Below are 12,934 nucleotides of genomic sequence, written 5' to 3'. Positions count from 1 at the left end.
GCCGAGATGAACCTGTACAACCGCTCGCGCATGCCGTCGCCCGCCAGCGCGCCTGGCCCGTCTCTTGCTTACTCTCAAGCACAAGCACAAGCCGGGTCCTGCCGACAGCAACCGCCCAACGGCGCCGCGCCATGCACATCGCCGACGACGGTGAGCAATCGTCTTCGAGCCCCAGTCCGAGCAGCGCGCCGCGCTGGTGCTGCCCGGGGCCGAGGCCGCGGCGAGGAGCGGCGCGCCGGCGCGCGCAGGCCGGCCCCGGAGGTACGGCGCCTGACCGTGTGAAAGGGAGAAGCGCCCAACCGAGCCCCGGGCGCAGCACCTGGGCAGGGTCGGTGTCGGCACGGGTGAATTTCCACAGCTACCCGCAGCAAATGCACCGGTGAGCGGGTGCTATGCGCCGGTCTCCCCGTGCGTAACGACCGCACGTCAGCAACCGCGCACGGTTACGCACTTGGGCAGGGCTGGTACGGCCTTTGCCTTACAAGGGTAGCGGAAGTACCGGTCCAATCAGTCACAAGTGCCCGAACGACAGACAATATGACCTACCACCAAGCGCTGCGCCAATTCACCGACGACGACCTCATCGAGGATGACGAGGCCTGCGCCGATGCGGCAGGCCAAGCAGACATCGCGAGTATCGCGCTCGCCGCCTTCTACGCTGACGCCGACGCCGCCCACCGGCATCTGATTGTGCTCATGCGCGGCGACGTTCCCATGCACCGCGTGTCCGTGCTCGGCCGCGCGGACGCCGGTGGCAACCGCCCGCTCGGTGTCTACTATTCCGGCGTTGGCGAGCGCATGCGCGGCTGGGGCGGATCTGGCGCTTTCTGGGGTGGGATCTTCGGCCTCCTGGGTGGCGCCGCCGGCCTGTTCGTACTGCCCGGCATCGGCCCTGTGATGGCGGCCGGGCCACTGGTGGCGACGCTGACCAACGCCGCCGTGGGCACCGAAGCAGGCACCGGCGCGGGCGGCGCGCTAACGGCCGGCGCCGCACAATGGTTGGCAGCGGCTATCCATCGGCTGGGCATTCCCGCGTTCTGGGTCGACGGCATGCGCCGGCGTCTGGCCGACGGCGAGACCGTAGTGCTGCTGCTGATGGCGCCGCAGGAGGCGGCACGCTGGCGCCCACTGCTCTGGTGCCCGCTGCTGAATCGCGCGCCAGCCGGTGGCACCGAGAGCCACGTCCAGCCCACGGCCGTGTGGGAACTGCCCTTCACCGGCGTCGCGGATGTAGTCCGCGGGCGGCCATGAACATGAACATGAGCGGGAACATGAACGAGAACGGGCGCCAGACCAGACCGCCCCGGCTCACCGCCGGGACACTCGGCGGAGCGGCTGCCGGCGCCAAGACCAGGCTCGGCGACGGCCATCAGCCGCCGCCACAGCAGCCACACTGCGCGATCGCCATCCCTGTGGGCCTCCATTTTCCCGACGGTGCCTGCGCCTGCGGCACGGCCACGAGCATCGGCCCCCACGGCATGTTCGTCGAGACCCACCAGCGGCCAAAACGCGAGGGCTGCGTGGACGTGCGGCTCATGGCCCGTTGCACCGAGGGCGAGCGCGGCATCCGGCTACCATCGCTGATCCTGTACCGCACGGCCGAGGGTGTCGGACTGCTGTTCCGCCGGCTCGACGCCCAGGCGCAGGACGCGCTGCGGCGCCTGCTGCGTGCGAGCTCGCCGATCCGCCCGCCGATCCGCCCGAATGCCGTCGCCGATGCCACGCTCAGACAGGTGTCCAGATCGCACCACAGCGCGGACCATGTCCCGAACCCAGCGCAGACCGAGGCCGATGCCGTGCAGCCGCGCCACTACTGACGCCGTCCGGCGATGAGGCGAAGCGGCGGCATGGCCGTGCATATTCCTCAGTCGCCGGCAACACATCCGAGTTGCCTGCCATCGGGGCCGCTATCGATTTCGGGAGCGAATTCGTTAGTGGCCCCGATCCTGTTTTCGACGCCGAGGTTTGGAAACTGGGCAAGTATTCGGTGTAGCTGGGCGCTGAGGAACGAAGCCCGACACAGCGCGTGCCCCACCGCCTGCTCGTCGGGCCTCCTGCGTCGGCCCGACGGTCCGCTCGATTTCGACGTTGCGACCCATACTTGCCCAATCTCCTTGGCGTGGTGCGCGTGCGCCCGCGGGAAACAAGCGCGTCAGGACGATGGCCGCCACACGCCGCCGGCGCGCTGGTGCTCCTCGATGCGAACATCGGCCTCGCGCGCCAGCGCCCGGACGCGGTCCGAGATTTCCACCGGGTAGCTCGGCGCCGCATCCAGCGCGCGCAGCGCAGGCGGCAGGCGGTCGAGCTGAGCCGCGCAGTGCGCGCGCGACTCCGCCAGGGTCGGCAGCGGCGCGACGATCTCGCCGTGGTCCATGACGCGCCGCAGCAGCAGCTCGCCGTCGCCCGCCGGCTCATCCTCCCGCTGCACGCGGTCGCCGGTCATGCGGCCGCGCGCGTCGTAGTGGCGCAGCACCTGTTTGCGGCCTGGCCAGGTGGCCTTGTGCTCGGAGTGCTTGCGGCGCGGTGTGCCGGCGTACTCACAGAGCTTGTAGGCGCAGTCGAGGTACGGACTGTCGGCGGCGGTGTCGAGCTTGCTGCCAATGCCGAAGCCGTCGATGGGCGCACCGTCCGCCAGCAGCGCCACCACGCCGTGCTCGTCGAGGCCGCCGCTGGCAAAAATCTGCACCGAGGACAGCCCGCCGTCGTCCAGGATGCGCCGCACGCGCCGCGCGTGCTCGGCGAGGTCGCCGCTGTCCAGCCGCACGGAATGAATGCTAATGCCGTCGCGGGCGAGCCGCCCGGCGAGCTCCGGCAGCCGGCGCGCGGCGCCCTCGGTGTCGTAGGTGTCGATGAGCAGCACCAGGCCGTCCGGACGCGCCCGGGCGAAGCGCTCGAAGGCCGCCATCTCGTCGTCGTGGGCCTCGATGAACGAGTGCGCCATGGTGCCGTAGAGCGGCACGCCGAAGCGCGGCCCGGCCAGCACCGCGGAGGTGCCGGCGAAGCCGCCGAGCCAGCTCGCCCGCGCCGCCAGCAGCCCCGCCTCCGCGCCGTGCGCCCGCCGCAGGCCGAAGTCGACCAAGAGCTTGTCCGGCGCGGCGCTGACGCAGCGGCTGGCCTTGGTGGCCACCAGCGTCTGGTACTGGAGCAGGTTGATGATGCGGGTCTCGACCAGTTGCGCCTGGGGCATGGGCGCCGTGACCCTGAGTACCGGCTCGTCCGGGAAGAACACCGTGCCCTCCGCCATGGCGTCGACGCTGCCGGCAAAGCGGAAGCCGCTGAGATAGTCCACGAAGTCGTCGCCGAAGCGGCCGCTGTCACGGAGCCACGCCAATTCCTCGTCGCTGAAGCGGGCGTCGCGCAGCATCTCCAGCACCTGCGCCAGACCCGCGGCCACCAGATAGCCATAGCCCGGCGGCAGCGCGCGGACGTGGAAGTCGAACACGGCCTCCTCCTCCATGCCTTGGGCGTAGTACGCCTCCAGCATGGCCAACTCGTAGAAGTCCGTCAGCAGCAGGGCGTTGGCGGGGATCATCTGGGCTCCGGGTCGTGTGGTTCTTTGGCGAGACGCGACGATAAGGCAACGGCTGGGGCCGAGCGGACGGGCGCCCCCGGGCGCTCCTCCGACCTCTCCAGCGCGCTGCAAAGCGGATGCCGGCGCCGGGACGTCCGCCACGGCGGACCAATCCAACAACCACGGGCATTTCGATGCGCTTTGGAAGCGGTCAGTCGCTCTTTCTAGGTTTATAGCCACCGGCAGCCGGCGCAAAAACACCGCGGCGCACGCCCGGCCGCAAGCCTCGCACGACCGCTGCGCGCCTGAACCGACCGCCGGTCCCGGACGCAATACCTTGGCGCTCGGTTTGCAGCGCATCGGGTATCAGCGCCAGTCCACGCCCGGAAACCCGAACGCCGACGCCGCCATGTCCGCCATCGACCCCGCCCGCACCGCTCTCATCGTCGTCGACATGCAGCCGGACTTCATGCCCGGCGGGCCGCTGCCCGTGGCGGGTGCCGAGGACCACGGCGAGCGCCTGGTGGCCCCCGTGCGCGGGCTGATGGAGTCCGACCTGCTGCCGTTGCAGGTGGCCACGCAGGATTGGCACCCGCCGGGCCATGTCTCCTTCGCGAGCAGCCACCCCGGCCGGGCCCCCTTCGACGGCATCGAGGTACACGGCTACCCGCAGACCCTGTGGCCGGATCACTGCGTGCAGGGGAGTCCGGGGGCCGAGCTGCATCCGCGGCTGCCGCTTGCACGGCTCGCGGCCATCCTGCGCAAGGGCATGGACGCGCAGGCGGACTCCTACAGCGGCTTTCACAACAACCATGGTCCGAACGGCGCGCGGGCGCCCACGGGGCTCGCCGGCTACCTGCGTGAGCGCGGCGTGGTGGCGGTCGTCTGCTGCGGCCTGGCGCGGGACTTCTGCGTCAAGTGGACCGCCGAGGACGCGGCGGCGGCCGGCTTCACCAGCTATGTCCTCTGGGACCTGTGCTGGCCGGTGCACCCGCACAGCGACGCGCGGGTCCGCGACGAGATCCAGGCGCGTGGCGTACACCTGCTGGACCGCGCCGCGCTCGCCGATGCCGTCGCCATGAGCGGCGGCGCCTGATGCAACGCCTGATGCCGCGCCAGGTATGGGGTCTTGCGCCGATCCGGCGCAGCTCTCGCCGAGCGCCGTCGCGCCCATTGGCAGGGCTGTGCAGAGGCATTGAAGCTGCATTTCCATCGGCGGCCGCGTGCGCCTAATGCCGCGCCGCGTCGGCTCCACGGCGCGGCATCGGGTCGGCTCGCCCGGCTCGCCCCCCCGCAGCCCAAACCGTAGCGACACCTGACCAGGAGACTGCCATGCACACGACACAGCCCATCGTCACACCGCGTATCCCCCAACTGTGCAGCGCCGCGGCCATCGCACTCGCCGCCGTCCTCGTTGCACCAACCGCCGGCGCGGACACCGACAAGGCGACGGCCGACATCAAGGACCTGAAAGGCGAGGTCGTCGGCACCGCGGAGCTGCAACAGACGCCGGCGGGCGTGCTACTGGACGTGAAGCTGAACGACCTGCCGGCCGGAGTCCATGCCCTGCACATCCACGAAACCGGCAAGTGCGAGCCGCCCTTCAAGTCCGCGGGCGGTCACTACCACCGGCCGGGGGAGACACACGGGTACCTGACCGAGTCAGGCCCCCATGCCGGCGACATGCCGAACATCCACGTGCCGGAGTCGGGGCAGCTGGAGCTGGAAGTGCTGACGGGCGTCCATCAGTTGGGCGAGGAGGTGCTGGACGTCGACGGTTCCTCCCTCGTGATTCACGAGGGCGCCGATGACTATAAGAGCCAGCCGGCCGGCGCTGCCGGCGAGCGCATCGCCTGTGGGGTCATCACGGCGCAATGATGCTGCCGATGGCTCTGGGTCAATGGCTCTGGGGCGTCGCCAATGCCGGCGGGGCCTTGATCATCGTTTCGGCCAGAACACGGGACGCAGAGCGTCTACCCCTGCTCCCACGCTGGAACGTGGGAGCCAGAACCGCACGCTTGGCCGGGATGATGATCAACGCCGCCGGCGGCACGCCGCCGGCACTGCCGATACCACGTCAGCGTTCCGCTCAGCTGGTGGTCGTGCCACCGTGCGGAGGGGCATCGGCACCCCGCTCCGACTTGGCGGCGCTGGCAGGGCGCTCCCGCAGGAACGGCACCATGTGCCGCAGCGTGTTGTCCCGCAGCACCCATTCGTGGCGCAGCGCCGCGCCGGCGTGCAGCACGATGAGGACCGCCACCACCCATGCGCCGGTGGCGTGGAGAATGAAGATGGGGCTATTCAGCGACGGCGTCTTCGGGATCACCGGCGGCAGTTCCCACCCGAAGAACGGGATCGGCTTGCCACCGGCGCTCACCAGCACATAGCCGCCGATGGGCACCAGGATGAGCAGGAGGTAGAAGAGCCAGTGGGTGGCCCGGGCAGCAACCTGCTGCCAGCGTGGCAGGGTGTCCGGCAGTGACGGCACCGGATTGGCGCCACGCCAGCCGAGCCGCAGGAGCATCAGGATCAGGATGCTGAGTCCGAGCGTGGTGTGGACCGGGAAGAGCTCGATCCAGGTGGGGGAGGTCGACGGATAGTCGGCGAAGATGAAGCCGACCACGAGCTGGGCAATGACCAGAATGACCACCAGCCAGTGCGCGGTCTGCTGAACGGCGCCCCAGCGCTCACGGGTGTTACGGATTTGCATGGTTACCTCGGTTGAGACTCACGCGCTCCGGACGGAGCGGGTACGCAACCGAAGTCACGAAACATGCCAAGGCCAACGCCAGGGCAAATGCAGCGGCGCCGGCATCGGCGCCGCCCAGTGGCGCGGCCGCTGGCCCTTATGCACCACGCGCGGTTGCAATTCACCGCCAGGAGGCCCCGCCGCGGGGCGCCCTGGTTGCTAGGTTTTCGTCAGAGGCGCCCACCACCGTGGCGCCCGCGAGGTTGCCATGCCAGACCAGCCGACCGTCACCCTGGACCGCGCAAACCTTGACGCGGTGCTGTTCGACCTCGACGGCGTCGTCACCCGCACCGCCCGCGTCCACGCCGCCGCCTGGAAGCGGCTATTCGATGCCTACCTGCACGAGCGGCCCGCGGCGCCCGGCGAGGACCACGCCCCATTCGACATCGAACGCGACTACCGGCGCCTCGTGGACGGCAAGCCGCGCATCGATGGCGTGCGCGACTTCCTCGCCGCCCGCGGCATCGAACTGCCGGCGGGCGCGCCGGACGACCCGCCCGGGCGCGAGACCCTGCACGGACTCGGCAACCGCAAGAACCGCCTGTTCCGCGACGCCCTGCGCGAGGGCGGACTCACCGTCTACGACTGCGCGGTGGCGCTGCTGCGGCGGCTGCGCGAGGCCGACTTCCGCACCGCCGTGGTCACCGCCAGCAAGAATTGCGGGATGATCCTGGACACCGCCGGCATCGCCGACCTGTTCGACGCCCGCGTTGACGGCAACGACGCCGAGCGCCTGGGCCTGGCGGGCAAGCCGGCGCCGGACACCTTTCTCGCCGCCGCCGCGCGGCTCGCTTGCGAGCCCGGACGCGCCGCTGTGCTGGAGGATGCCGTTGCGGGGGTCCGCGCGGGCCACGCGGGCGGCTTCGGCCTGGTCATCGGCGTGGACCGCGGCGGCGAGCGCGCCGCGCTCAGCGCGGCCGGCGCCAACGTGGTACTGGCGGATCTGTGCGACCTTACCGTCACCGCCGACACCGACGCCGACACCGACGCCGACACCGACACTGGCCCGCCACTGCTCGAGGACCCCGCGGCCATCGCGGAGCGGCTGGCAAACCGACTCGCCGACAGGTGTCCCGCCCTGTTCCTGGACTACGACGGCACCCTGACCCCCATCGTCGCCCGCCCCGAGGACGCCAGGCTGGATGCGTCCATGCGCGCGGCCCTGCGCGCGGCGGCGGCGGTGATGCCGGTGGCCATCATCAGCGGCCGCGACCTCGACGACGTGCGCGCGCTGGTGGGACTGGACAACCTCGTCTACGCCGGCAGCCACGGCTTCGACATCCGCGGCCCCGAGCTGCGCCTGGAACTGCCCGAGGGCGTCGACGCGCTGGAAGACCTGGACCGCGCCGCGGACCTGCTGGAGCAGCGGCTCGACGCGATCCCGGGCAGCCAGGTGGAGCGCAAGCGCTTCGCCGTTGCCGTGCACTACCGGCGCCTGGCGGTTGCCGACCTGCCGCGTGTGGAACAGGCCGTCGCCGAGGTCGCCCGCCGGCTGCCGGCGCTGCGCCGCACCGGCGGCAAAAAGGTCTTCGAGCTGCGCCCGGACATCGACTGGGACAAGGGCCGCGCCCTGCACTGGCTGCTGGAGCGCCTCGAACTGGACGGCCCGGACGTGCTGCCGCTCTACATCGGCGACGACGAGACCGACGAGGACGCCTTCCGCGCGCTCGCCGACGGCGGCGGGGTCGGCATCCTGGTGGCCGCGGAGCCACGGCCGAGCAGCGCGGCGTTCCGCATCCCGAACACCGACGCGGTGCGGGCAGTGCTGGAAGATCTTGCCCGGCGCGAGGGGACCGACGACGAGCGGGGTCGGAGCTAGCAAGGCGCCGATGATTCAGGTTACAGCTCCCCGAGGACAGGCCGATGAGCGAATGGCACTGGCACTACGACCACTATGACCCGGCACAGGAGCGCCTGCGCGAGGCCCTGTGCACCCTGGGCAACGGCTACTTCGCCACCCGCGGCGCGGCGCCCGAGGCCGCTGCCAATACGCACCACTACCCGGGCACCTACCTCGCCGGCGGCTACGACCGGCTGGAGAGCCAGGTGCAGGGCCGCGTGGTGGAGAGCGAGGACCTGGTCAATCTGCCCAACTGGCTGCCGCTGCGGATCGGCCTCGATCATGACCACTGGCTCACCCTGGACGCCGTGGAGATCCTCGATTACCACCAGCACCTGGACATGCGCGACGGCGTGCTGCATCGAGATGTGAGCTTCCGCGACGCCGAGGGCCGCACCACGAGGCTGTGTCAGCGCCGGCTCGTGCACATGGCCCAACGCCACCTGGCGGCGCTGGAAACCGAGCTGACGGCGCTGGACTGGTCCGGCGCCGTCACGGTGGAGAGCGCGCTCGACGGCGGCGTCAGCAATGCCGGCGTCGAGCGCTATCAGGGTCTCGACGGCCACCACCTGGAGCCGCTCGGCAACGCCGCGGTGGGCGAGGACGGCATGTGGCTTCGCACCCGCACCCGCCAGTCTCGGCTGGAGATCGCGCTGGCTGCTCGCACACGCATCTACCGCGACGGCCGCCGGCTGGACGCGGAGCCGACCTTGACGCAAACCGACGACAGCATCGCCCAGCGCTTTTGCCTGCACCTGGAGCCGGACCGGCCCGTGCTGGTGGAGAAGATCGCGGCGCTCTACACGTCCCGCGACCGGGCCATCAGCGAGTGCGGAATGGCCGCGCGCGCGGCCATCGGCACCGCGCCGCGCTTCGACGACCTGCTCGCGGGCCATGCCCGCCTCTGGCACCACCTGTGGGAGCGCTTCGACCTGGAGCTGACCCTCGCCGAGGACGACGGCGCGCGCACCGCCGCCATCCTGCACCTGCACCTGTTCCATCTGCTTGCGACCGCCTCGCCGCAGGTGATGGACCTGGACGTGGGCGTGCCAGCCCGCGGCCTGCACGGCGAGGCCTACCGGGGCCACATCTTCTGGGACGAGCTGTTCATCTTCCCGACGCTGAACCTGCGCCTGCCGGAGATCACCCGCTCGCTGCTGCGCTACCGCTACCGGCGCCTTCCCGCGGCCCGGGCGGCGGCGCGCGCGGCGGGCCTGCGCGGGGCCATGTATCCCTGGCAGAGCGGCAGCGACGGCCGCGAGGAGAGCCAGCAACTGCACCTGAACCCGCGCTCGGGGCACTGGACGCCGGACGAGACGCACTTGCAGCGCCACGTCAACTCGGCCATCGCCTACAACGTCTGGCACTACTTTCAGGCCACCGGCGACACCGAGTTTCTGTCCTTCTACGGCGCCGAGATGCTGCTGGAGATCGCCCGCTTCTGGGCCAGCAAGGCGACGCACAGCCAGACGCTGGAGCGCTACGAGATCAAGGGCGTGGTCGGCCCCGACGAGTTCCACACCCGCTACCCGGACCGCGGCGAGCCGGGTCTCGACAACCACGCCTACACCACGCTGCTGGCCGCCTGGGTGCTGCGCCGGGCACTGGACCTGCGCCATCACCTGCCGCGGGAGCGCTGGGACGAGCTGGTGGAGCAGCTCGGCATCAGCGACGACGAGCTGGCGCACTGGGACACCGTGAGCCGCAGGCTGCGGGTGTGCTTCCACGGCGACGGGATCATCAGCCAGTTCGAGGGCTTCGAGCGGCTCGAGGAGCTCGACTGGCAGGCGTACCGGGACAAGTACGGCGACATCCAGCGCCTGGACCGCATCCTGGAGGCCGAGGGCGAGTCGGTGAACCGCTACCAGGTCACCAAGCAGGCGGACGTGCTGATGCTCTTCTACCTGTTCTCCGCCGAGGAGCTGGCCGAGCTGTTCGAGCACTTAGGCTACGACTTCGAGCCGGACCTGATCCCGCGCAACGTCGCCCACTACGGGGCGCGCACCAGTCATGGCTCGACGCTGAGCCGCGTCGTCGACGCCTGGGTGCTGGCGCGCTCAGACCGGCGGGGCTCCTGGTCGCTGTTCACCGAGGCCATCGAGAGCGACGTGGCGGACATCCAGGGCGGCACTACGTCCGAAGGCATTCACTTGGGCGCCATGGCCGGCACCGTGGACCTGATCCAGCGCTGCTACACCGGCATCGAGGTGCGCGGCGGGCGCCTGTGGCTGAACCCCTGCCTGCCGGACGAGCTCACCGGGCTGCGCATCCGGCTGCGCTTCCGCGGCCGCAGCCTGGCGCTCTCCGTCGACCAGCGGCGGATCGAGCTGCACGTCATCTCCGCGCCGGCCGACGGGATTCGGCTCAAGGTCGCCGGCGAGCCGGTGCGGCTCGGTGCCGGCGAGCGCTACGACCTGCCGCTGGAGCATACGCCCTGCTGCATCGATGCAGGCTGAGTGGATGTAACTGGGTCCATGTGACTGGCTCGACGGGAGCAGACGAACCGGCCGGACATCCCGCTCGGGGCCGAGCCCGCCGCGCAAAGCCGAAACAGGCGCAGCGGAAACCGAGCGGATTGGCTCGGGAAAAATCTTAAACCGACCGAGCGGCAGCACCCAGCCGGCGACCGTACAACATGCCACCAGCCCCGTCGCCACACTTGAAGGATCAGGTCCGCAAGGTATCCGACCATGGAGACCACATCTCTGCATCGCGCCGAGGAGGTCCACATCCCCACCGAGGCCGGCGACCTGCCCGGCTTCCTGGATCTGCCGCACCAGCCTCGTGGACTGGTGCTCTTCGCCCACGGCAGCGGCAGCAGCCGCTTCAGCCGCCGCAACCGCGAGGTGGCGCAAACGCTGAACCACGGCGGCATCGCCACGCTGCTGTTCGACCTGCTCACCGCACCGGAGCACGACCTCGACCAGCGCACCGCGGAGCTGCGCTTCAACATCCCGCTGCTCACCCGCCGACTCATCCAGGCGGTGGACTGGGCCCAAGGCGACCCGCGCACCGCCGCGCTCAGCATCGGCCTGTTCGGCGCGAGTACCGGCGCCGCCGCCGCCCTGGGTGCAGCAGCAGCGCGGCCGGAGGCGGTACGTGCCGTGGTCTCGCGCGGTGGCAGGCCCGACCTGGCCGCCGACGCCCTGGGCGACGTGCACCAACCGACGCTCTTCATCGTCGGCGGCCTGGATGGCACGGTGCAAGCGCTGAACCGGGAGGCCGCAGCGCGCATGCCGGTCCCACCCGAGATCCGGATCATCGGCGGCGCCAGCCACCTGTTCGAGGAGCCCGGCAAGCTCGAACGGGTGGCGGCAATGGCGCGCGACTGGTTCATCGAGCACCTGTAATTACCAGCACCTCCACGCGGAGATTCAGCCCGTGACCGCCATGCAACTCCCCTTCGCCGACCGCACCAGCGCCGGCCGCCAATTGGCCGACGCCATGCGCGGCTACCGCGGCCGCCAGAACCTGCTGGTGCTGGCCCTGCCCCGGGGCGGCGTGCCGGTGGCCGCCGAGGTGGCGCGCGCACTGGATGCACCGCTGGACCTGATGCTGGTGCGCAAGCTGGGCGTACCGGGGCAACCGGAGCTGGCCATGGGCGCCATTGCCACCGGCGGGGTGCAGGTGCTGAATCCGGACATCGTGCGCGCGCTCGGCATCAGCGAGGGCACCATCGACCGCGTCGCCGCGCAGGAGGGCCGCGAGCTCGACCGCCGCGCCCACGCCTACCGCGGCGACCGGCCGCCGCCGGCACTGCGCGACGCCTGCGTGATCCTCATCGACGACGGCTTGGCCACGGGTGCCACCATGCGTGCCGCGGTGGCCGCGGCACGTGCGCATCACCCGGCGACCCTGGTGGTGGCGGTGCCGGTGGCGAGCGCGGACGCACTCGACCTCATTGAGCCCACCGTGGACGACCTCGTTTGCCTCGCGGCACCCGAGCCCTTTCTCGGCGTCGGCCGCTGGTACGCCGCGTTCCCGCAGACCAGCGACGCCGAGGTGCGCGCGCTGCTCGCGGAGGCTATCGGGCGCGGCAACGGAGATCTCCCATGATGCCGGCCGCCGAGCATGTGCCGCGGGCGCGATGGGCCGAGACGCTCGCGGACTTCTCCCACCGCCACCGCGGCTGGCTGCTACAGGCCTGGGCGCTGCCGACGGCCTTGGCCGATGCAAGCCTCAACGCAAGCGCCGGGGAAGCGGCCGGCAACGCCCGCGAGTTGGCCGTCGGCGTGCCGCTGCACGGCGTCGAGCTGGTTACCGCCGATGCGGTGCCCGCCATTGCGGTCCACGTCAGCGACGAGCGCGGCGACGAGCGCGGCCAACCGCTGCTGCGCATCGAGTATCCCCACGCGCTGGCTCTGGAGCACACTGCCAGCGGCGACGTGGCGGGGCTGCGCATCGACGATGCTTACGGGCACACCACCCGCTTGCACTTCCGCATCACCGCGCCGCCGGAGGAGCTCGACGGGCTGGCGGACACGGAGCGCTGAGGCAGCCCGATGGCGGCCCCCTTGACCATCGCGGTCTTCGCGCCGGCGGCCTTCGCGGCCGGCGCCGCACTTGGCTGGTTCTTCTACGCGGGGCTCTACCGCACCGTTCGGGAGCTGACCCGCAGCCGCCGCCCGGCACTGCTCCTGAGCGGCAGCCTGCTCACGCGCATCGCGGTTCTGCTCGCGGGCCTATGGCTGGTGATGGCGGCGGGCGAAGCCTGGCTCGGCGACAGCTGGCACGGGCTCATACCGGCACTGCTCGGGCTACTCGCTGTCCGTGCGCTGCTGCTGCGCCTGTACGGACGGCCGGGCACAGGCACCAGACCCAACGCCTCTTCGCT

The 12,934-nt window shown here is 70.9% G+C and carries 12 protein-coding genes; 10 read left to right on the top strand and 2 right to left on the bottom strand.

All coding sequences use genetic code 11. The features are described 5' to 3' along the window. The first annotated feature begins 537 nt into the window (after nucleotides 1-537). A complete protein-coding gene (locus tag LJE69_RS11520) occupies nucleotides 538-1,251 on the top strand; it encodes a hypothetical protein (protein ID WP_296925081.1) in 714 nt (237 codons plus the stop codon). Between the two features lie 20 nt (nucleotides 1,252-1,271). Beyond that, nucleotides 1,272-1,817 (top strand): hypothetical protein, encoded by a 546-nt coding sequence (locus LJE69_RS11515; protein ID WP_296925079.1) that lies wholly within the window; start codon nucleotides 1,272-1,274, stop codon nucleotides 1,815-1,817. A 335-nt stretch (nucleotides 1,818-2,152) separates the two neighbouring features. On the opposite strand, the gene LJE69_RS11510 is transcribed toward LJE69_RS11515, so the two are convergent. Continuing rightward, entirely contained in the window at nucleotides 2,153-3,532 is a 1,380-nt protein-coding gene (locus LJE69_RS11510; RefSeq protein WP_296925077.1) for a nicotinate phosphoribosyltransferase, read from the bottom strand. 316 nt (nucleotides 3,533-3,848) lie between these two features. On the opposite strand from LJE69_RS11510, the gene LJE69_RS11505 reads away from it, so the two are divergent. Then, the gene (locus LJE69_RS11505; RefSeq protein ID WP_367114665.1) at nucleotides 3,849-4,607 is read left to right on the top strand and encodes a nicotinamidase; all 759 of its coding nucleotides are present in this window, start codon (nucleotides 3,849-3,851) and stop codon (nucleotides 4,605-4,607) included. Nucleotides 4,608-4,843: 236 nt separating this feature from the next. After that, nucleotides 4,844-5,389 (top strand): superoxide dismutase family protein, encoded by a 546-nt coding sequence (locus LJE69_RS11500; protein WP_296925075.1) that lies wholly within the window; start codon nucleotides 4,844-4,846, stop codon nucleotides 5,387-5,389. Between the two features lie 211 nt (nucleotides 5,390-5,600). Here LJE69_RS11500 and LJE69_RS11495 read toward each other — a convergent pair whose 3' ends face one another. Beyond that, the gene (locus tag LJE69_RS11495; RefSeq protein WP_296925074.1) at nucleotides 5,601-6,221 is read right to left on the bottom strand and encodes a cytochrome b; all 621 of its coding nucleotides are present in this window, start codon (nucleotides 6,219-6,221) and stop codon (nucleotides 5,601-5,603) included. A 247-nt stretch (nucleotides 6,222-6,468) separates the two neighbouring features. On the opposite strand from LJE69_RS11495, the gene otsB reads away from it, so the two are divergent. The 6 genes from otsB to LJE69_RS11465 form a co-directional block, all read left to right on the top strand. Continuing rightward, entirely contained in the window at nucleotides 6,469-8,079 is a 1,611-nt protein-coding gene (otsB, locus tag LJE69_RS11490; RefSeq protein WP_296925073.1) for a trehalose-phosphatase, read from the top strand. 44 nt (nucleotides 8,080-8,123) lie between these two features. Then, nucleotides 8,124-10,556: a glycosyl hydrolase family 65 protein gene (locus tag LJE69_RS11485; RefSeq protein WP_296925071.1), complete on the top strand. Its 2,433-nt coding sequence runs from the start codon at nucleotides 8,124-8,126 to the stop codon at nucleotides 10,554-10,556. Between the two features lie 234 nt (nucleotides 10,557-10,790). Continuing rightward, nucleotides 10,791-11,450, top strand: a complete 660-nt coding sequence (locus LJE69_RS11480; RefSeq protein ID WP_296925069.1) for a dienelactone hydrolase family protein — start codon at nucleotides 10,791-10,793, stop codon at nucleotides 11,448-11,450. A 40-nt stretch (nucleotides 11,451-11,490) separates the two neighbouring features. Then, entirely contained in the window at nucleotides 11,491-12,156 is a 666-nt protein-coding gene (locus tag LJE69_RS11475) for a phosphoribosyltransferase (protein ID WP_296925162.1), read from the top strand. After that, nucleotides 12,153-12,593 carry a hypothetical protein gene (locus LJE69_RS11470; RefSeq protein WP_296925067.1) on the top strand — a complete coding sequence of 147 codons (441 nt, stop codon included), beginning with the start codon at nucleotides 12,153-12,155 and terminating at the stop codon, nucleotides 12,591-12,593. Before LJE69_RS11475 ends, LJE69_RS11470 begins: the two co-directional genes overlap by 4 nt. 9 nt (nucleotides 12,594-12,602) lie before the next feature. Further along, on the top strand, nucleotides 12,603-12,934 hold a 332-nt coding region (locus LJE69_RS11465), incomplete at its 3' end, for an ATP synthase subunit I (protein WP_296925065.1).

The organism is Thiohalocapsa sp. (assembly GCF_022340605.1).
In the GTDB taxonomy this organism is placed as follows: Bacteria; Pseudomonadota; Gammaproteobacteria; order Chromatiales; family Chromatiaceae; genus Thiohalocapsa.
This window is presented reverse-complemented; position numbering and strand designations above follow the sequence as displayed.